This is a genomic window from Micromonospora sp. NPDC049580 (genome assembly GCF_040675595.1).
Lineage (GTDB): Bacteria > Actinomycetota > Actinomycetes > Mycobacteriales > Micromonosporaceae > Micromonospora.
Map to the genome: position 1 here is coordinate 1 of NZ_JBFAPG010000071.1, position 18,389 is coordinate 18,389.

An 18,389-nucleotide genomic window follows, 5' to 3' on the forward strand; every position below is an offset into this window, starting at 1 on the left:
AGCGGACTCTTAATCCGCGGGTTCGGGGTTCGAGTCCCTGGCGGCGCACCAACGAACAAGGCCCTGACCTGGTGGTTAACACCGGGTCGGGGCCTTTTTCGCGTGCACGGGGACCTCTATCTCCTGGCACCGGGCTGCGGCCGTGGCTCAACCCGGTCGACTAACTGTTCGAGGTCGCGACTCCATCCTCAAGGTAGACGCCGCCCCGTCCGATCGCGGTGATCGCCGCGGTGACCCCCGCGACCTGGTCCGCCGGCAGCATTCCGCCATCGAACACGAACATGAGCCCGCCGTCCACGGCGGGCTCACCGGCACCCAGTCGACGCGCAGCAGCGCCCCTGCGGGTATCGACAGGCCCAGCTCTTCCCGGGCCTCGCGCGTGCAGGCCGGGTGGACCAGCAGCACCCGGCCGGTCTGGTCGCGGAGGATCACGCGGGCGATCCCGCAGGGGATGCCGGGCGAGGTACGGGCGGCTTTCGAGCGCCTGGTGGCGGTCGGCTACCGAGCCGGCTGATCTGAGCTCAGCTAACGGCGCGGCCGTTTCACCGGAATGCCGATGTCAGTGTCCGGACACCGGCACTGCCTGATTCGAGCATTGCAGGATCGTCGACGGCGGTCGTGCGTGCCCATGTGGGTGGATCCGGTTGACCTCAAGCCCTTGTTCACCCTCTGGCCGGATGCGAAAGGCCGACGCGTTCGACGATGTGGTGCCGATAGATGACGTCGATAAACTTCGCTCTCCAGCAGCTCAAGTGGACCGGACTCGAATGGTTGCATCTCCGGAGAGGTGGTCGCTGAATTGGGGACGGTGATGGCACGTCCGTTTCTGGATCTTGTTTCATCCGACGAGGTGGAGGGCCTGCTCGCGCTCGGTACCGAGCGTCGGTACGCGAGCCGAGCAACTCTCTTCCATCAGGGTGAGCCCACTCAGCACGTGGCGTTGCTACTCACCGGATGGGCCAAGGTTTCCGTGCAGTCCCGACGAGGAGACGAGGTGCTGTTGGCCATCAGGGGACCGGACGACATTCTCGGAGAACTGTCCGCCATTGACGACCGACCTCGCTCGGCCACGGTCACGGCGCTGGTGCCGGTCCGTGCACGAATCATTCCTGAACAACAATTCCTTCGGCACCTGCAGGACTTCCCGGGAGTGATGTTCGCGATGCTTCAGCACGTCACCGCGCGCCTTCGGGAGTCCGATGCCGAGCGGCTGCGGTACGTCTCCACGTCCGGTTCGGGCAGGATCATCTCGCTGTTGCTCGACCTCGCCGAGCGGCAGGGCAGGCGAGCGCCCGACGGGGTCGTCATCGACCTTCCCCTGACCCAGCAGGAACTGGCCAAGGCGGCCGCGACGTCGCGCGAGGTGGCGGCCCGGACGCTGCGCATGCTGCGCGAACGCGGGCTCGTACGGACGAGCCGGCAGCGCATCGTCCTGGTACAGGTGACCGTCCTGCGATCCCTCGCCAGCTCTGTGTCGCATGACGCATAGGGGGTGTGTCTGAAGCCGTCGATCTCCGAAACGGAAGGGCGGAGCGTGTCCAGCATGGAAGAACAGCGACTCGCAGAGCGACTTCTCGCGCACAACCGTGAAGAGATCGACAGGGCGGACGGCAAGGCCGTGCACGGTCTGGCCATCGCGGGTACGGCGGTCGGCGCAGCCGTCGGCTTCGTGCTCGGCGGTGCGGGGTCCCGGCAGCAGCTCGGGTCGGCCGATTCGTGGTTCTGGTGGGCGGCGAGTGCGCTGTGGATCGTCGGCACCGTGAGCCTGTTACTGGCCCTCTACCCGCGCGTGCGCGGTGACCGCGACGACGGTCAGGTTGCCTTCTTCGGTCACGTCGGGACGTTGGACCGCGGGCAGTTGACCGCGGCCCTGCGGCAGGCCGCCACACAGCCGTTGGTCGGCCTGATCAGCGAACTCCACTGGACCAGTCGAATCGTGATCGTCAAGTACCGCTTCATCAGGTGGGGCCTCGCCTGCCTGTGTCTGTCGTTCGTGAGTCTGGCGGCACTCACCTTCTGAGGCACGTCGATTCCTGCACCGCGTTCACCGGCCGTGAACACATGTCGGACGCCGATCGTCGCCGATGTGCGTCCAGCCAGAAGAGGAGACACAGCGGATGTACCGTCCCGCTCGTTCGTACTCGGTCATATCAATCGACATCGTGGATTCGAGCGCCGGTGGCTCATGGCGTCACAGGCTGCTCGTTGGTGACCTTCGGGCGGTGGTGGCCGAGGCACTCCAGGAGTGTCCGCTCGGCGGTCAGTGGGTGATCCGCAAGGACGGCGATGGGATGACGATTGTCGTGCCGCCTGCGGTCAGCAAGGAAGAGGTGATCGGTGAGTTCCCGCCCAGGGTCGACCGGGGACTCCGCAGGTCGAACGCCAGGCTGACGCCGGAGGCTCGACTCCGGATCCGGATGGCTGTCACGCACGGCGACGTCGTGGTCGACGAGGACGATCTGATCGGCGGGCCGGCGTTGGTGGAGGCGGCACGGATCCGGGACATCGCACCGTTGCGCCGCGCGATGAACGCGGCACCGGGAGCCTTCGTCGGCCTCGTGCTGGCCGATCACGTGTACCGGACGTCCGTGCTGGAGGGCGACCCCGCGTTGATGCCGCAGGCCTACCGGAAGGTCGTCGCAAAGGCGAAGGAGTACCGGGAGCCGGCGTGGATTCGACTGTGGGGCGCCGAGTTGCCGGCGGAGGGTGCCCCTGACGGCCCGGACACCGGTCCCACCGAACCGGGCCCGCGTTCGGACGCCTCCGACGTGCCGGACGGCGACGCCGGCAGGCGAATCGTCGGCGACGTGTACGACACCAGGGTCGGGACCGTGAACGGTCCGTTCGTCGTAGGCAAGGGCGCCACCTCGCACACGGGAACTCCCCATGGCCGGTGACGATCGCCCCGATGATGCGGGCACCGCGGCGGCACCGCCGGAGCAGGTCGTGGCCGACGATGTCGGCGGTGCCCCGACGGCGGAAGGGGCGGAGGGCTCGGAGGGTCGGGACGACCCACCACGGCCGCCGTCCGACACACCAGTGGATCCGACGCCGGCCCCGGCGACGGACGAAGCGGCGGCGGCCCGGAGGGAAGCCGCTGACAAGTCCACGGGTACGGGCGAGGGGCGCCGGCCGGAAACTCTGCACGACCTACTGCCCAGGCAGCAGTTGGGCAAATCGGCCCCCTCGGACAAGGCAGCTGACGAGGCGGAGTCCACGGCGGACGACTTCCACCTTCAAAGTGGTGACGAGTACCGGACTCGCGTCGACACGGTCAACGGTCCGGTGGCGGTCGGGGCGAATGCCGTCTCGGTCATGGTCAAGGTGGGCGAGGAGCAGGTCACCCTCACCCGGTACGAGCTGACGAGCATCGACCTGGAGCAACAGCGTCGGCGGTACGTGAAGGGAGACACCTTCGCGGCGGTCCTCTCGACGCTCCGCACCGAGGGTCTGGTGATCGTCCTCGGCCCTGACGGCAGCGGGCGGCGGGCCGCGGGCCACGCCCTCCTGGATCGGCTGCGCACCGAGGGCCGCATAGGGCGCGTGGGCGGATTGGTGATGCCCGACGGCGTCGTCGCCGGCGACGTCCTGTCGCAGTCCGAGCTGTTCTTCCCCGCGGGCTGGGGTCTCGTCCTCGAACTCCGCGACGGCGCGGACCTCGCCGACGAGTCGACCGTGGAGGCGTATCGAACAGCGGTGGGGCACGGCGCTCGCGGGTACGTCGTACTGCTCGGGCCGCCGGCGGCCGAGGCCGAGACCAGCCGGTACGCCGTCAGGCACGACTGGCCGGACCCCGCCGCGGTGCTGGAGCGCTACCTGGAGACGGAACAGCCGGCGTCTTCCCCCGCGCCGGTGACCGTGCTGGCCGACGAGTCGGTCACGGAGTACATCGCCAACAGCCGCCGTCCGGGCCAGGTCGTCAAGCTGGCCCGGGCTCTGGTCGAGGGCCTCCGGCAGGAGAAGACGCCCGCAGCGGTGGTCGCTTCCCTGGAGCCGGACTGGCGGACTGTGGCCCGTCGGGCGTTCGAGGACGCGCTCAGGACGTCCTCGGTCTCCGACCCCTTCGGCGGTCCGCGGCGACAGGCCCTGCGTACGGCGTACGCGATCTTCGACGGCATCGAGCTGGTGGACGTGCTCAGCGCCGCCGAGCAACTGCTCGGCATGTTGCGACTCATCGAGGCACCGGATTCCACACCTGCCCGACCGGTCTTCGACGACGGACTGGACAAGCTCCTGTACACAGACATGCTGGGCGACCTCGGCACGGGCAAGGAGCAGTCACCACGCCGTGCCCAGCTGCGGAACACCGCGCTGTCGGACGCCTTCCTCGACGTCGCGTGGAACGACTACGACACGACCCGCGAGGTGCTGCTGTACTGGCTGGACCGGGTTGTGACCAGCGGTCGTCCCGCCATGCGTCTCCGTGCCGCGCAGGCGGCGGGGAAGCTGGCCGTGTACGACTTCGAGAAGATCATGGCCGACCTGATTCGGCCATGGGCGCTGGACATCAACGGCATGCGTCGGCAGGCGGCGGCATGGGCGCTGGAGCAGGTGGGCCGGAACGAACGGTTCGTCATCCGCGTACGCCGGAAGATCAGCGACTGGGTGCGGAGTACCGACCCCGAGCTGCACGACACCGCGGCCAAGGTCTACGGGACGGAACTGGGCAGGACCATCCCGGGCGTGGCCCTGCACGACCTCCGGGTCATCGCTACCGATCCGCGGCAGCGGCCGTACCGGAGCGTCAGCCGGGCCGTCGCGAGCATCTACCTGGCCGGCTCGGCGGACGTGGTCTACGACCACGTCGACGCCTGGTTGGCCGACGCGGCGTCGGAGGTCAACGTCCATGCCACCTGGACGGTCCTCTTCCTCGCCCGTCAACTCGGCCGCGACCGTCCGGAATGGCCACAGCTCCTGGTCGACGCAGTCCTCGTACCCGAACGGCTGCCCGTGCTGGTCCGGATGTGGACGGCCGCCCTCGCCGATCCGGCGACCGCGTACACGGCCTGGGACCTGCTGCGCCAGTGGCTGGAACTGCCGTACCGCCCCGGTGGTCCGCACGAGGACCTGTCCCGGGCGCTCTCCGACCTCGTGCGGGAGGCGCTGGCCGACCCACGGCTCCGCAAGCGTGGTCTCTGGCACCTGCGGCTGTGGCAGGGCCGTCGACCGGGAGACCTGCTGCTCAAGGAAATCATCGACCGACTGACGGAGGACCGAGCCCGATGACGACGCACGACACCGACAGGAAACCCGGCTTCTGGCGCCGCCTCTGGGACCGGCTGACCGGAAGGGCTTCGGAGCCCCGTGGCGAGCAGCCCGCGTCGCCCCCGCCCGCTGGTGCTCCGGTTTCACCGCTGACCGAGTCGATCGACGCCGGAGCGCCCTTGGCGATCCCGGCGATGGGGGAGGCGTACGACTTCCAGGTGCAGGTCGAGGCGACCTGGTCGGCTGCGGTGACCGATCTCGGTGACCTGAGGACCCGCGCGGACCGGCACACCGAGAGCGTCCGCCGTGCTGTGCGGGAGGTGGTCTGGCAGGTGGGGCGGGACTTCGCGCCGCATCGGGCACTCGATGCGGAGCGCGCCATGGGCCGCGCATTGCCCGCCGAGTTCTGCTTCACCGACGCCGGAGTCTCGCTGCGTTGCCAGGTGAGGCTACGGGTGCGTCCGGACGCGCGCGTGGTGGAGGTCCTGCTGCCGTACTCGCTCATGCGGGTGCGGGCGGACAACGTCGAGGCGGTGGCGGTCCGGTGGCGGGACATCCTGACCGGGTTCGCCGGCCAGGAGGTCGGCGACCTGGTGCTGCCGTACGCCGCGCAGCTGGCCGACAAGCCGTTCGCGGCCTCGGTGACCGGGCTGGAGAACGCTCGTGACCAGGCCCGCAACGACCTGGCGGACGTACTGGACCGGGCGGCCAAGAGCCACACTCGCGTGGGCCTGTTCGAGTTCGCCGAGTCGTACGAGGCCGCACTGCACGCGTTCCGGCGCAGCCAGGGCCTCTCCGACGAGGCCGGTGACGGCTCATGACGCGCGCGTCACGCGTTCGGCAGGTCCTGATGGCCGTCGCCGTCCTGGTGACACCATCGCTGTTCGGCTGTGACCCGATCGATCCGCCCCGGCGCCCGGAGCCCTGTGCGTGGATGGACGAGCCCGGGGAGACGACCGGTCGGACGGCGTTCCTGGTGGACGTCACCAACTCGACCCGTGCGGTCGGCACCGGCATCGGTGCCCCCGACTATCGGCGGGCCCTCAGCGAGTTCGTCCGCCAGGCGGCCCGGGACCGGGACACCGTGGCCGTGGGCGCGTTCAGCGGTACCGCGGCGGACCTGTCGTGGACCGTCTTCGAGCAGTCGACGGACTGGAAGAGGGACGACAACAACCCGGACAACCAGAGGGACCGTGAGCGGGAGGCGGGGGACTGTCTTGAGGATGCGGTCGACGCGGCCCAGACGACCGACCCGGCCGCGCCGGGCACCGACATCCTGCGTCCTTCGGCCACCGCGGCGGACTGGCTCCGTCAGGGCAAGGGCGCCAAGCGCCTGGTCGTCGCGACCGACGGCCTCGTGACGGAGGGTTGTGCCAGCCTGGTGAGGTCGGATTTCACCGGCAGCGAGGAGATCGCCGCCATGACCGCCGCGTGCTCGGCGGAACCGGCGCAGGAACTCCGGCCGGACGTGTTCGACGGCATCACTGTGACGTTCGTCGGCATCGGGCATCCCGCCGCAGGTCAGCCGGTGCCCGCCCCGGCCCAGGCGCAGTGGCTCACCCGTCTCTGGACGGAGTTCTGCGAGTTCCAAGGTGGTGACTGTGACGTACGTGCCGCCTCGGTGGGTCGTGACCCGGAGGACCCCGGGTCGGCGCCCGTCGCCGAGGTCGGCGACCCGGTCGTTCGGTACGGGAGTGCGGTACAGCGGTACAGCCTTCCGGCGGCCGCGCTCTTCGACACCGACCAGACCGTCCTCCGGTCGGACGCCGGTCCCATGCTCACCGAACTCGCGGTGACGTTGCGTACCGGCGCGATGGCGCGGGTGCAGGTGGTCGGCTTCGCGGACCCGCGCGGCGACGGCGCCCACAACCGGGCGCTGTCCATGGGCCGTGCGGAGGCGGTCGCCGAGTTCCTCCGGAGGGAAGGCGTGCCGAGCGTCCTGGCGGAGGGGAGAGGCGAGACGAACACGTGTGCCGATGGAACCGGCTTTCCGGCCACCGCGACATCCGACGACGAGACGCAGTGTGCCCGCCGGGTCGACATCCTGGCCTCTCGAGCGCAAGGAGGGACATGACGATGGACGAAGTGGCGAACAACGGCCGGCGATGGCAGGCGCCGGTCCCGTGTCCGGCCTCCGGCGTTCTGCTCGGCAACCCCGTCGTGCCGGCGGCGGAACAGCGGCTGGAGGACATCGAGGCGGCAGCCCTGCTGCGTGCGTTCGGCAGGGGCAACGCGGCTCTCGTGGCTTCCCAGACCGCTCTGGACGAAGCCGGCGTCCTGGTGGTCGAGCGATACCACACGGCGCGGGCGGCGCTCGACGAGGTCGACCGCCTCGTTGCCCGGGAACGGGTCGCTGAGGCACGTAGCGCGGAGCATGTGGTCACCCGGTCGCATGTCGGGGACGGGGCGGAGAGCCGCCGTCGGCGGGCCCTTCCTCGGTGGGTGGTCTGGGGCGTCCTGGCGCTCGCTGCGTTTTTCGACGTGGCCTTCGTAGGCAACGTGGTGCAGCGCATCTTCGGGGCGGGCCCGTCCGACCTCGTCTACTGGATCGCGTATCTGCCCGGTATCGGCATGGCTCTCTGCCTGTTGGCCGCCGGACACAGCCTTGCCGAGCACCTCTTCCGACACCGGATTCGGGTGACCCGGTCCCGCCGACGCGGGCCGCTCAACCCGTGGTTGCTGCTGCGCCGGGTGTTCTGGCACTGGCGACCCGAGGAGCAGACCCGGGAGGAGGACGATCTGCCGTGGGCTCGGCTGGCCGGGCCGGTGATCCTCGCGGTCCTGACCGTCGGCGTGCTCGCCGCGGGTGCCTACGTGCGATCCACGCAGGCGGCTGCCTTCGGCGCTCTGGCCAGCTTCCAGCTGGTCTTCGTGGGCCTCCTGATGCTGCTGAGCGTTTCGGCCATCGCCGTCAAGGTGCTCTCTCACAATCCGTACGCCGACAGGACCGAAGAAGTGGCAAAGGACGTCGACGACCTGGACAAGCTGTCCAGAGCATTGACCGATGCCGCCCGGAGCGAGTTGGTGGCGCACAGGAAGGCGTGGAACAACCTCCGGTCCGCGATCACCTCTGCCGAAGGCGAGGCGGTGGGGATCGTCGAGGAGGAGTGCGCCCGCATCCTCGACGATCGCGGACGCCGCGGTGTGGAGGGGCCGCTGCGGTTGCCGCTCACCGTACTGCGGTGGCCGGAGGAGGGCACGGAACCGACGGCTGAGCAGGTGCTGCCCGCACTCCGCCTCGACATCCTCCAGAACGCCCGCGACGTGGCCACCGAGCACGACCCGCAGTCGTTGCAGAAGGCGTTCGACACGCTGGAGGCCGCGCTGCGCCAGCAGTTCCGGCCAGCGGTCGCCGCCATCGCGCGTGGATAGGAGGGACGGTGACGGGGCGCGCCCGTCTTCCGGCCGTGCCGCCCGTCTCAGGGCAGCGGGACGACGTACGACTCGACGCGGGCGATGAGCCCGTCCCGGAGCGCGAACAGGTCGTTGAGGCGCCGTGATCGGGCGGCGACGATCACCGGCGGCAGCGTGGTCGACGGGGTCGGTGACAGCGGGCCGGCAGTGCTGCCGGCGTGCGGCACGTACACCCTGGATGTCCGCCTCGGTGGGCTCACCGACGCCGAGATGGACCGGCTCGGCGTCCCGGTCGAGGTACGGCAGTCATGGCAGCATCAATTGACAAGTATCAATTGAGTTGATATAGACAATCGGTAATATTTTTGGGTTCGGTCCGTCCCGGGCTGATCGGCGGCAGGAGTTTCTGATGGGTGTGCAACGACGGCGCAAGCCACGTCCGGCCACGGCGATCGGTGTGGTCGGTTCTCTCGTGGCGGGGCTGCTGACCACCCAGGCCGTCGCCGGCCCGGCGGCGGCCGCCGCCGGGCTCGCCCTGACCGTGGACGTGTCCGCCGCCCGCCACAAGATCAGCCCCGACATCTACGGTATGAACGGCGGCGACCCCGCGCTCGTCGCCGAACTCGGCACCCCGGTGGCGCGCTGGGGCGGTAACGCGAGCAGCCGCTACAACTTCAAGAACCACACCTACAACACCGGCAGCGACTGGTACTTCGAGAACATCGTGGCCGGGCCCGACAACACGGTCGAGGCGTTCGTCCAGCGAAACCGGGACCACGGGACCAGGCAGGTGGTCACCGTGCCGTTGATCGGATGGGTGGCGAAGGACTCGCCCTCGTCACACCCGTTCGCCTGCGGCTTCCCGGCCACCCGCTTCCCCGAGCAGGACTCGTTCGACCAGTGGGACCCCAATTGTGGCAACGGCCGGCACGCCGACGCGAACCTGACCGGGGCGGTCCCCACGGACACCTCGATCCCGGCCGACGCGTCGTTCGCCGGCGAGATGGTGTCCCATCTGGTGACCCAGTTCGGCCCGGCGTCACGTGGCGGCGTACCGATCTACGAACTCGACAACGAGCCGGTGCTGTGGAACTCCACCCACCGCGACGTGCATCCCGACCCGGTGAGCTACGACGAACTGGGCGGCAAGGGCACGGCGACCGCCGCGGCCATCAAGGCCGCCGACCCGCGCGCGGCGGTGCTCGGCCCGTCCGGTTGGGGCTACTGCGAATGGGTGGCGTCCGGCGTGGACGGATGCGCGCCGGGTGCCGACGCGGCGGCGCACGGCGGGCTCAACCTGTCCCAGTGGTATCTGAAGAACATGAAGGACTTCAGCGACGCCCACGGCGGGAAGCGATTCCTCGACTACTTCGATCAGCACTACTACCCGCAGATCAGTGGCGGCAAGGACGCGGAAGCCAACGCGCTGCGGCTGCGGTCCACCCGGTCGCTGTGGGATCCGACGTACGTCGACGAGTCGTGGATCGGCCCCGGCGGGGTGAACGCTCCGCCGTTGCAGTTCATCCGCCAGATGAAGGCATGGGTCGCGCAGTACTACCCCGGCACCAAGGTCGCCATCACCGAATACAACTGGGGCGCCCTGGACGACATCAACGGCGCGCTCGCGCAGGCCGACGTCCTCGGCATCTTCGGGCGCGAGGGTCTGGACCTGGCCACCATCTGGGGCGAACCGAAGCCGACCGACCCCGGCGCGTACGCGTTCCGGATGTACCGGAACTACGACGGAGCCGGGAGCAGGTTCGGCGACGTGAGCGTGTCGGCGGTCAGCGGCGACCAGGGGCAGCTCTCGGTCTACGCCGCGCAACGCTCGTCCGACAAGGCACTCACCGTCATGGTGGTCAACAAGACGGGCGGCGATCTGACCTCACGGTTGGCGCTCTCCGGATTCCAGGGCGGGGACAGGGCGCAGCGGTTCACCTACGGCCCGGCCGATCTCACCTCGATCGTCCGCGGTGAGGATCTCCGGGTGGCCCGGGGCGGCGTCAGCGCGACGTACCCGGCGAACTCCGTGACGCTGCTCGTCCTGCCGCAGCGCCGACACTGAGCGCCTACTCAGGCTTTGGCGAACCTCGTGGTGAGCCGCTCGGTCGGGTTGACCGTGTACTTCAGGTGGTAGCCGGCGGCGATCACCATCGCCTCGGCGACCTTCGCCGCGTGCTCGTGGCCCTTGACGGCGGCGTTGGCGGCCAGGTCGACCGGTTGCCCGGTGGCGAGGCTGCCGGCAAGGGCGACCAGCCGCTGGTCGTCGTCGGAGAGTTGCTCGACCGCCGGTAGCGCGAGCAGCGCCGGCCAGTCGCGGATGACCGCCACCTGGATGTCGTGACCGTCGTCGTACTCGGGGATCTGTACGACCTCGACCAGTTCGGCGAAGCCTGGTTGCTCCGGCAGCTTGGTGAAGGTCAGCAGGTGTACGGCGGCCTTCTTGGTGTCCGGGCGGTCGATCCAGGCGCCGGCGCGGATCAGCGTACGCAGAGCGTCGGGGCTGAACTCGGAGGTGGACATGCCAGTGGGCCTCCTTCGCCGAGGGGGAATCCTCGCTGTCGAGTACAGCAGACGTCGACAACCGCCTCAGGCTGGCCTGGAAGACGCGAGAATGTCGAGGTAGTGCGGGTTGGTCATGACCCCCAGCACGTTGCCGAATGGTCCACCACCGCCGCGGTGACGAAGCCCGCGTCCCCGTGGGGCGTGATCGGCTGGTATTCGGTGGCACCCATCGCGAGGAGCCGTTGCACGGTGGCGTCGAGGTCGTCGACGTGCCAGTGCATCACAGCGCCACCGGGCCCGGCCGTCGCGTCGGGCGGGGCGTACCTGCGGTCGATGATGCCCAGCTCCGCCTGGTAGTCGCCGAGGCGGAACTCGGTGTAGGCCGGACGCCCGTCGGGGCCGGGCCGCGAGAAGTACGCCTCCTGGCCCAGGAACCGGGCGTACCAGTCGGTGGCCGCCGCCACGTCGTCGGCCCAGATGTTCAGGGTGGCGAATCCGCGCAGGCTCACCTGGTGTCCTCTCGTCGATGTCGTCCGGTGGTCACGCTATCGGCGGGCACCGACAGCTTCGGCCCGACACGGAGACGGCCAGCCGTGTAGCGCGCGGTATCCCGGGTAGTCGCCGCCGTCAGCCCGACGAGCGGCGGGAGCCAACGTGGATACGACGTACCCGGGGGTGGAGGAGCACGGCCTGATCGGTGACCTGCAGACCGCCGCGCTGATCAGCAAGGACGGCACGATCGACTGGTTCTGCGCGCCGCGCTTCGACTCGCCGAGCGTCTTCGCCGCCCTGCTGGACCGCCGAAAAGGCGGCCACTTCCAGCTCTCACCCGACGGCATCGAGTATTCGAGCAAACAGCTCTACCTACCCGGCACGCCGATCCTGATCACCCGTTTCCACAGCGCCGACGGGGTGGGGGAGCTGTTGGACTTCATGCCCGTCACGGGCGAGCAGGCCACCGACCGGCACCGGTTGATCCGGCTGATCCGGATGGTCCGGGGACACATGCCGTTCCGCTTCGACTGCCGGCCGCGGTTCAACTACGGGCGGGATCCGTACGAGCTGGAGGTGCACCCGGAGGGCGACGTCTTCCGCAGCTCGACCCTCAGCCTCACCCTGACCCCCTTCTCGGACGCGGATCGGCTCGTCGACAAGCGGACGATCCAGCGCGACACCGAGAGCGTCTGCTTTCGCAACGAGCTGCACGTCGGCGACATCGGCGGAGTCGTCCTGGAGACGGCCTGCCCCCACCCACCCCGGGCCCTCAGCACGCAGGAGGCGTGCGAACTGCTGGCCGAGACACGGGACCACTGGCGTCGGTGGGTGGGCCGTTCCTCCTACACCGGCCGCTGGCGGGAGATGGTCGACAGGTCGGCGATGACGCTCAAGCTCATGACGTACGCCCCGACGGGCGCCGTGGTCGCCGCCCCGACGGCGGGGTTGCCGGAGCAGATCGGTGGACCACGGAACTGGGACTACCGCTACACCTGGATCCGTGATGCCTCGTTCTCGGTCCACGCGCTGCTCAGCGTCGGTTTCACCGAGGAGGCCCAGAAGTATCTGACCTGGCTCGAAGCGCGCATCCGGGACGCCCGCGACGGCAACGTGCCTCTGCAGATCATGTACCGCATCGACGGCTCGCCGGACCTCCCCGAGGAGGTGCTGGGCCACCTGGAGGGATACCGCGGCTCGGCGCCGGTGCGGATCGGCAACGGCGCGGCGGGCCAGGTGCAACTGGACATCTACGGCGAGGCGCTCAACTCGCTGCATCTCGCCGACCAGAGCGGGTTGATGACGTCGTACGACGGGTGGCGCAAGACGGCCGGCCTGATGGACTGGCTCTGCGACCACTGGGACCAGCCCGAGGACGGCATCTGGGAGACCCGCTCCGGGCGGCAGGACTTCACCTACGGGCGGATGATGTGCTGGCTCGCGTTCGACCGCGCGATCCGCATCGCGCACGCACGTGGGCGTCCCGCGAGCATCACCCGCTGGGCGGACGAACGCAACGCCGTCTACGAGCAGGTCATCGCTCGGGGATTCCATCCGGAACGACAGGCCTTCGTGCAGCACTACCGCACCGACATCACCGACGCCTCGCTGCTCGCGATGCCCGGGGTGGGCTTCATCGCGCCGAACGATCCGATGTGGCTGTCGACGTTGCGGGCGATAGACAACGAGCTGGTCTCGGACAGCCTCGTCTACCGCTACGACCCGAACGCCTCGCCCGACGGGCTCGCCGGCTCCGAGGGCACCTTCAGCATGTGCACCTTCTGGTACGTCCAGGCCCTCGCCCAGTCCGGCCGGCTCGACGACGCCCAGCTGACGTTCGAGAAGATGCTGACGTACAGCACGCCGCTGGGGCTCTACTCGGAGGAGATCGCGCCCACCGGTGAGCAGATCGGTAACTTCCCGCAGGCGTTCAGCCACCTCTCGCTGATCAGCACGGCCCACCACCTCAACGCCCTCCTCGACGGAAAGGGGTGACCGCGGGCGTACCCGTCAGAAGAGGGTCAGTGGTTCGACCGGTATCGGTTCGGGCAGTGCGGCGAGGCCCGGCACGCGGGCGCGTACCTCGTCGTGGAAGCGGCGGGCGAGCCGCGGCGCGTCGGCGTTGTCCGGCGTGTGGACGAACACGGTGGGGGAGCGACCCTCGCGCAGCCAGTCGGCGGTGACCTCGACCCAGCGCTGCCACCCCTGGACCGTCCGGGCGTTGTCGTCGCGGCCCAGGTAACGGACGATCGGGCGGTCGGTCAGCGCGACCGCCCGCAGCGGCATCCGTGGCTTCTTGGTCCAGGCGTCGCGTTCCGCGTCGCTGGTCGGCGGACTGGTGAAGAACGCGGTGGTGTCGAAGGGAATCCATTCGGCCGAGGCCGCGGTGAGGGTCTCCTCGAGCCGCCGGATCGCGTGCGGGTCGGTGAAGAACGCGGGATGGCGGACCTCCACGGCATACCGGTGGGAGCGCGGGAGTTGGCCGAGGAACCGATCGAGGGCAGGCACGTCGGCGGGCGAGAACGACCCCGGCAGTTGGATCCAGAGAGCGTGGGCGCGTGGACCGAGGGGCTCGATCGCGTCCAGGAAGGCGCGCAGCGGGTCGCCGACGTCGGTGAGCCGGCGTTCGTGCGTGACGACCTTGGGAAGTTTGAGGACGAACCGAAAGCTGGGATCGGTCTGCGCCGCCCAGGACGCGACGGTGTCCCGGGCCGGTGTCGCGTAGAACGTCGTGTTGCCCTCGACGGCGTCGCACCAGCTCGCATAGTGCCGCAGGCGCTCCGCTGGTGGCAGCAGGCGACCAGGCCACGACCGGTGGGTCCACATCGCGCATCCCACGTGCAGCCGCATGACAGCCCCTCCTCTGGTGAAACCGCGCCCACCGTATACGCGCCCCGTGGCAGCTCGGGACACCCGTCTGTGCGGCGGCCGACCGCCGCCCCGCAGGGCTCGTCGTCGTTCACATTCGTCGTCAACTCAGGGTTGACGGGGAGAGGGCGTCAACCTATGGTTGACGCATGACCGAGCCTTTCCAGATGAACAACCACGTCAAGCTCGACGACCTGATCCAGGCGATCAAGAAGGCGCACACCGACGCGCTCGACCAGCTCACCGACGCGGTGATCGCCGCCGATCACCTCGGTGAGGTCGCCGACCACCTGATCGGGCACTTCGTCGATCAGGCCCGGCGCTCCGGCGCCTCCTGGACCGACATCGGCCGCAGCATGGGGGTCAGCAAGCAGGCCGCGCAGAAGCGCTTCGTCGCGAAGGGCTCCACCGAGGCGGCGGCGCTCGACCCGAACGCCGGCTTCGCACGGTTCACCCCCCGGGCCCGCAACGTGGTGGTGGCCTCGCAGGAGGAGGCCCGTGCCAGCGGTAACGCCGAGATCGGCCCCGAGCACCTGGTGCTGGGCCTGCTGGCCGAGCCGGAGGGTCTTGCCGCCAGGGTGATGGCTGGTCGGGGCGCCACCCCCGAGGCGGTGCGGGAGGCGGTCGGTGCCGTCCTCTCACCGCGGGCGGAGCAGGTTCCGGAACTCATCCCGTACGACGCGCGCGGCAAGAAGGCGTTGGAGCTGACCTTCCGGGAGGCGCTGCGCCTCGGGCACAACTACATCGGCACCGAGCACATCCTGCTCGCCCTGCTGGAGCAGGAGGACGGCGCCGGCGTGCTCACCAACCTCGGCCTGGACAAGGCGGCGGTCGAGGCCGACCTGTCCGCCGCCCTCGCCGCCGCCGTCGGTAAGAAGTGAGAACCCGGGGTCAGGACGCCTCGGGGAAGCCGTAACGCAGGGCGTGCTCCGGATCGGTCGGGTCGATCTGGCGTACGCCCGCGTCGGCGAGTCGCTTGTTGACCTCGTCGAGCTGCTCGCGGACCAGTCGGGCCTCCTCCTCGGTGACCCGGCCCCGGTGCGGCCTGCCGGCGTGCTCCAGCGTGCCGTAGTCGATCTTCTCGACGCTCTTGCGGGCCTTGGGCGGGCGGACCCGCTCGGCCGTCTTCAGCAACTGCGCCATCGGGACGTCGGTGGCCATCGCGTCGAACTCGCTGGCGGTGAGGACCACCCGTCGGGGCTCCCCGCCGCCGTGCCGGTCGTGGATCTCCACCACCGCCACGTCCAGCGCGGCGTCGTCGATGCTCTCCACCTCGCCCGGGGTGGCGTCGAGCTGCACGGGCCCGGCGACCAGGTCCGGGTGCTCCAGGACGACGACACGAACCACCTCGTCGTCCTGCTGCAGAACGGTGCCGGTGAAGTCGGAGACCTGGATCGTCTTCTTGCCCATGCGCGGAGCTTCTCCTGTCGTAGGCCGGGGTGCCGGACCTGGAAGAAATTACCCGACAGGTGTGCGAATACCGCCGCTGGTCCTCCTGCGGTGTGTCGTCCCCAACCACCGGCAGAGGCCGCCCTTCGGCGCAGTCCGGGCCCGGCCGGCGCCTCAGCGGGTGTTGAGGCCGTGCCGGCTGGAGCTGCCGGCCGGCAGCTTGTTCAGTTTCGCCCAGGACAGGGCGCCCGTCGTGCGGGTCACCCGGTAGCGCGGTTGGGCCGGAAGGGCTCCGGCGGCCTCCGCTGCTCGCCAGAGTCGCGCGGGGTCCTGGTGGAAGCGGTCGTTCGGCTGAATCGGCATGACCATACCGTCCCAAAGAAAGGTGTCCATGTATGGAAATACCTATGACGGTCGATCTCGCTACCCGGTTCCCGCATCTCGGGCAGCACGGCGCCCGGCGCATTCGTGACCCCGGGCCATCCGGCCCCGACGGGAAGGCCCGCCCGGTCGGGCCGCTGCGCGTACGGTGATCCACGACGTGTCCGGCGACGGGAGGTACGCATGCTCAACCGGCTGCTGCAGCTGCACCTGGCCTCCTGGCTCGGCCAGTGGCCGGCCGGCCCGGGGCTGCATGTGGTCGCCTCGCATCGCCGGCTCCGGCCGGCCTGGGACGGCCGGCTGCGTCCGGCCCTCGCCGTCGACACCGGTCTGAGCGCGGTGCTCTCCGTCGCGCCGGACCGGGTGGCGGCGATCCGGGCGTTGGTCAAGCGCGCTCCGGAGCGCATGCTCGCGGCGCTGCCGGAGGCCGTCGGACTGCCCACCTTCTGTGTGCACGACGGCCCGTTCCGCTGGAGTCTGGCTCCCGCGCCACTGCCCGATGTGGGGGAGTGGACCGAGTCGACCGCCCCCGGCCTGCCGGCCTGGCTGCGGCTGTTCGACCGGCCGGTGCTCGTGGTCCGCGACGTGGACGGCACCTACCTCGCCGGAGCCGGGATAAAACGCCACGACGCGTACGGGCACGAACTGGCCATCGGCACCGCGCCGGCCGCTCGGGGTCGGGGCCTCGCGCGTCGGCTGGTGGCGCAGGCGGCACGGCGGGTCCTGGACGAGGGCGCGGTGCCGACGTACCTGCACGAGAAGGACAACCACGCCTCGGCCCGGGTCGCGGAAGCGGCGGGCTTCCCGGACCGGGGCTGGCGGGCGTACGGGGTCTATCCGCGGTGAGACGGGGCAGCCGTCGGGTGCGGTCTCAGTGCGCGGACCGTGGATCCCGGGCCGGATCCACGGTCCGCAACCTGCCCCCAGGCCCCGGTTCTCGGGCGGTCGGCCGCGTCGCTGACGGGTCGATCCGATGTCGATCACGCTACGTATCGAATCTGCCCGGTGCAAGGTGCGAGCTGTTGGGTCGGAGTGTCGAATAGCGGACTTGACCTGCGGCGGAGCCGGGTCGCGGGTGTGAACCGGTCAGTGACGCAGCGTGCGGATGAGGTCGAGCACCTGTCGGGTCACCGGGCGGAGCACCCGCAGCCGCGACAACGCGACCAGCCGGTCGATCAGCGGCACCACGCCGTCGATCAACTGCCGGGTCTTGACCTGACCGGGTGATCGGTCGTGCACCCAGTAGAGGACGACGCCCATGTACGCCAGCCAGAGCAGCTCGGGCAGTTGCGGGCGCAACTCCGCGTCGACCTTGGCGGTCGAGCCGGTCAGCACCTCGGCGAACAGGTCGATCGCCGCCTGCCGGGGGCCGGACGACTCGGCGGAGAAGGGACTGAGCGGAGAGGTCGGCTCGGCCGCGGTCTTGAAGAAGGTCGCCGCGAACGCGTGTGACGGGGTCAGCACGTCGATCCCGGCATGCAGCACCCCGGCCAGCCGATCGGCGAACGCTTCCTCCCGGTCGAGCACCGGTTGGGCCTTCGCCCGGTGCTCGACCTGGGACTGGGCGTAGAACTCCTGGATCAGGTGGTCCTTCGAGCCGAAGTAGTAGTAGGCGTTGCCCACCGCGACGCCGGCTTCCTGCGCGATCGCCCGCATCGTGGTCTGGGCGTAGCCGCGCTCGCGGAACAGTCGCATCGCGGTGTCCCGGATCAGCTGCCGGGTCTGCTCGCCCCGGGCGGTCGCAGGTTCACCCGCAGTGGTCGTCGGCGCAGGTTGCTCGGTCATCGGGGTCACGGTATCCCGCCGGTTCGTCCATCGGCTCGGCCCACGGATCGCGAACCCGCTCCCGGATCGCGGAGGCGGTCGCCACCACCTGCCGGGCCAGCGGCAGCAGATGCGGCCGGGACAGCCGCTCGGCCGCCGACCGGTGGTCGGCCAACGCCCAGAGGCAGGCGAACCAGGCGCCGTCGCCCGCGTACACCTCGCCGGTGTCGGCCACGACGGTCAGGTCACGCAGCGTCGCGTCGTGGTCCAGGCCGGGGAAGCGCCGCCGGGCCTCGGTCGAGCCGGCCGGCACGAACTCCAGGGGTACGAGCTGGGCGCGGGACGCGAGCCACCGGCGGGCGGCCCGGCAGATCGGGCAGTTCGCGTCGAACAGGACGGTGAACCTCCGGACCCCACCGCCGGAGAACGCG

The 18,389-nt window shown here is 70.0% G+C and carries 19 protein-coding genes; 11 read left to right on the top strand and 8 right to left on the bottom strand.

The genetic code is table 11. The features are described 5' to 3' along the window. Positions 1-787 precede the first annotated feature (787 nt). From AB0J68_RS09095 to AB0J68_RS09125, 7 genes are all read left to right on the top strand, one after another. Positions 788-1,489 (top strand): Crp/Fnr family transcriptional regulator, encoded by a 702-nt coding sequence (locus tag AB0J68_RS09095; RefSeq protein ID WP_363937375.1) that lies wholly within the window; start codon positions 788-790, stop codon positions 1,487-1,489. A 54-nt stretch (positions 1,490-1,543) separates the two neighbouring features. Further along, complete coding sequence (locus AB0J68_RS09100; protein WP_355133684.1) at positions 1,544-2,020, top strand: Pycsar system effector family protein; 477 nt, start codon at positions 1,544-1,546, stop codon at positions 2,018-2,020. A 202-nt stretch (positions 2,021-2,222) separates the two neighbouring features. Beyond that, positions 2,223-2,897 (top strand): hypothetical protein, encoded by a 675-nt coding sequence (locus tag AB0J68_RS09105; protein WP_363937378.1) that lies wholly within the window; start codon positions 2,223-2,225, stop codon positions 2,895-2,897. A 418-nt stretch (positions 2,898-3,315) separates the two neighbouring features. Beyond that, the gene (locus tag AB0J68_RS09110) at positions 3,316-5,226 is read left to right on the top strand and encodes a hypothetical protein (protein ID WP_363937380.1); all 1,911 of its coding nucleotides are present in this window, start codon (positions 3,316-3,318) and stop codon (positions 5,224-5,226) included. Next, the gene (locus AB0J68_RS09115; protein WP_363937383.1) at positions 5,223-6,026 is read left to right on the top strand and encodes a hypothetical protein; all 804 of its coding nucleotides are present in this window, start codon (positions 5,223-5,225) and stop codon (positions 6,024-6,026) included. Before AB0J68_RS09110 ends, AB0J68_RS09115 begins: the two co-directional genes overlap by 4 nt. 113 nt (positions 6,027-6,139) lie before the next feature. After that, the gene (locus AB0J68_RS09120) at positions 6,140-7,279 is read left to right on the top strand and encodes an OmpA family protein (protein WP_355133203.1); all 1,140 of its coding nucleotides are present in this window, start codon (positions 6,140-6,142) and stop codon (positions 7,277-7,279) included. After that, a complete protein-coding gene (locus tag AB0J68_RS09125; protein WP_363937385.1) occupies positions 7,276-8,577 on the top strand; it encodes a hypothetical protein in 1,302 nt (433 codons plus the stop codon). The genes AB0J68_RS09120 and AB0J68_RS09125 overlap by 4 nt, the downstream gene beginning before the upstream one ends. Positions 8,578-8,624: 47 nt before the next feature. On the opposite strand, the gene AB0J68_RS09130 is transcribed toward AB0J68_RS09125, so the two are convergent. Continuing rightward, positions 8,625-8,792 carry a hypothetical protein gene (locus tag AB0J68_RS09130; RefSeq protein ID WP_355133207.1) on the bottom strand — a complete coding sequence of 56 codons (168 nt, stop codon included), beginning with the start codon at positions 8,790-8,792 and terminating at the stop codon, positions 8,625-8,627. A gap of 176 nt (positions 8,793-8,968) precedes the next feature. On the opposite strand from AB0J68_RS09130, the gene AB0J68_RS09135 reads away from it, so the two are divergent. Continuing rightward, positions 8,969-10,624: a glycoside hydrolase family 44 protein gene (locus AB0J68_RS09135; RefSeq protein ID WP_355066951.1), complete on the top strand. Its 1,656-nt coding sequence runs from the start codon at positions 8,969-8,971 to the stop codon at positions 10,622-10,624. Between the two features lie 8 nt (positions 10,625-10,632). On the opposite strand, the gene AB0J68_RS09140 is transcribed toward AB0J68_RS09135, so the two are convergent. Beyond that, positions 10,633-11,082 carry a hypothetical protein gene (locus AB0J68_RS09140; protein ID WP_355066952.1) on the bottom strand — a complete coding sequence of 150 codons (450 nt, stop codon included), beginning with the start codon at positions 11,080-11,082 and terminating at the stop codon, positions 10,633-10,635. Between the two features lie 113 nt (positions 11,083-11,195). Beyond that, positions 11,196-11,573, bottom strand: coding sequence for a VOC family protein (locus tag AB0J68_RS09145; RefSeq protein WP_363937387.1), 378 nt, complete (start codon positions 11,571-11,573; stop codon positions 11,196-11,198). Between the two features lie 145 nt (positions 11,574-11,718). Here AB0J68_RS09145 and AB0J68_RS09150 point away from each other — a divergent pair, with 145 nt between their 5' ends. After that, positions 11,719-13,551 carry a glycoside hydrolase family 15 protein gene (locus tag AB0J68_RS09150; protein ID WP_363937390.1) on the top strand — a complete coding sequence of 611 codons (1,833 nt, stop codon included), beginning with the start codon at positions 11,719-11,721 and terminating at the stop codon, positions 13,549-13,551. Between the two features lie 15 nt (positions 13,552-13,566). Here AB0J68_RS09150 and AB0J68_RS09155 read toward each other — a convergent pair whose 3' ends face one another. Next, positions 13,567-14,382 carry a DUF72 domain-containing protein gene (locus AB0J68_RS09155; RefSeq protein ID WP_363937404.1) on the bottom strand — a complete coding sequence of 272 codons (816 nt, stop codon included), beginning with the start codon at positions 14,380-14,382 and terminating at the stop codon, positions 13,567-13,569. Positions 14,383-14,573: 191 nt separating this feature from the next. Between AB0J68_RS09155 and AB0J68_RS09160 the strand changes: the two genes are divergently transcribed. Continuing rightward, complete coding sequence (locus tag AB0J68_RS09160; protein WP_355066954.1) at positions 14,574-15,305, top strand: Clp protease N-terminal domain-containing protein; 732 nt, start codon at positions 14,574-14,576, stop codon at positions 15,303-15,305. Between the two features lie 10 nt (positions 15,306-15,315). On the opposite strand, the gene AB0J68_RS09165 is transcribed toward AB0J68_RS09160, so the two are convergent. Both AB0J68_RS09165 and AB0J68_RS09170 read right to left on the bottom strand, forming a co-directional pair. Further along, positions 15,316-15,834, bottom strand: coding sequence for a hypothetical protein (locus AB0J68_RS09165; protein WP_354855189.1), 519 nt, complete (start codon positions 15,832-15,834; stop codon positions 15,316-15,318). A gap of 153 nt (positions 15,835-15,987) precedes the next feature. After that, complete coding sequence (locus AB0J68_RS09170; protein WP_363937394.1) at positions 15,988-16,176, bottom strand: DNA repair protein; 189 nt, start codon at positions 16,174-16,176, stop codon at positions 15,988-15,990. Between the two features lie 201 nt (positions 16,177-16,377). On the opposite strand from AB0J68_RS09170, the gene AB0J68_RS09175 reads away from it, so the two are divergent. Next, positions 16,378-17,040 (top strand): GNAT family N-acetyltransferase, encoded by a 663-nt coding sequence (locus AB0J68_RS09175; RefSeq protein WP_363937396.1) that lies wholly within the window; start codon positions 16,378-16,380, stop codon positions 17,038-17,040. Positions 17,041-17,280: 240 nt separating this feature from the next. Here the strand turns inward: AB0J68_RS09175 and AB0J68_RS09180 are convergent, their stop codons facing one another. Together AB0J68_RS09180 and AB0J68_RS09185 are read right to left on the bottom strand one after the other, a co-directional pair. After that, on the bottom strand, positions 17,281-17,979 hold the full coding sequence (locus tag AB0J68_RS09180) for a TetR family transcriptional regulator (protein WP_363937399.1): 699 nt from the start codon (positions 17,977-17,979) through the stop codon (positions 17,281-17,283). Next, a partial coding sequence (locus AB0J68_RS09185; protein ID WP_363937401.1) for a DCC1-like thiol-disulfide oxidoreductase family protein occupies positions 17,942-18,389 on the bottom strand: 448 nt, incomplete at its 5' end. The genes AB0J68_RS09180 and AB0J68_RS09185, both read right to left, overlap by 38 nt.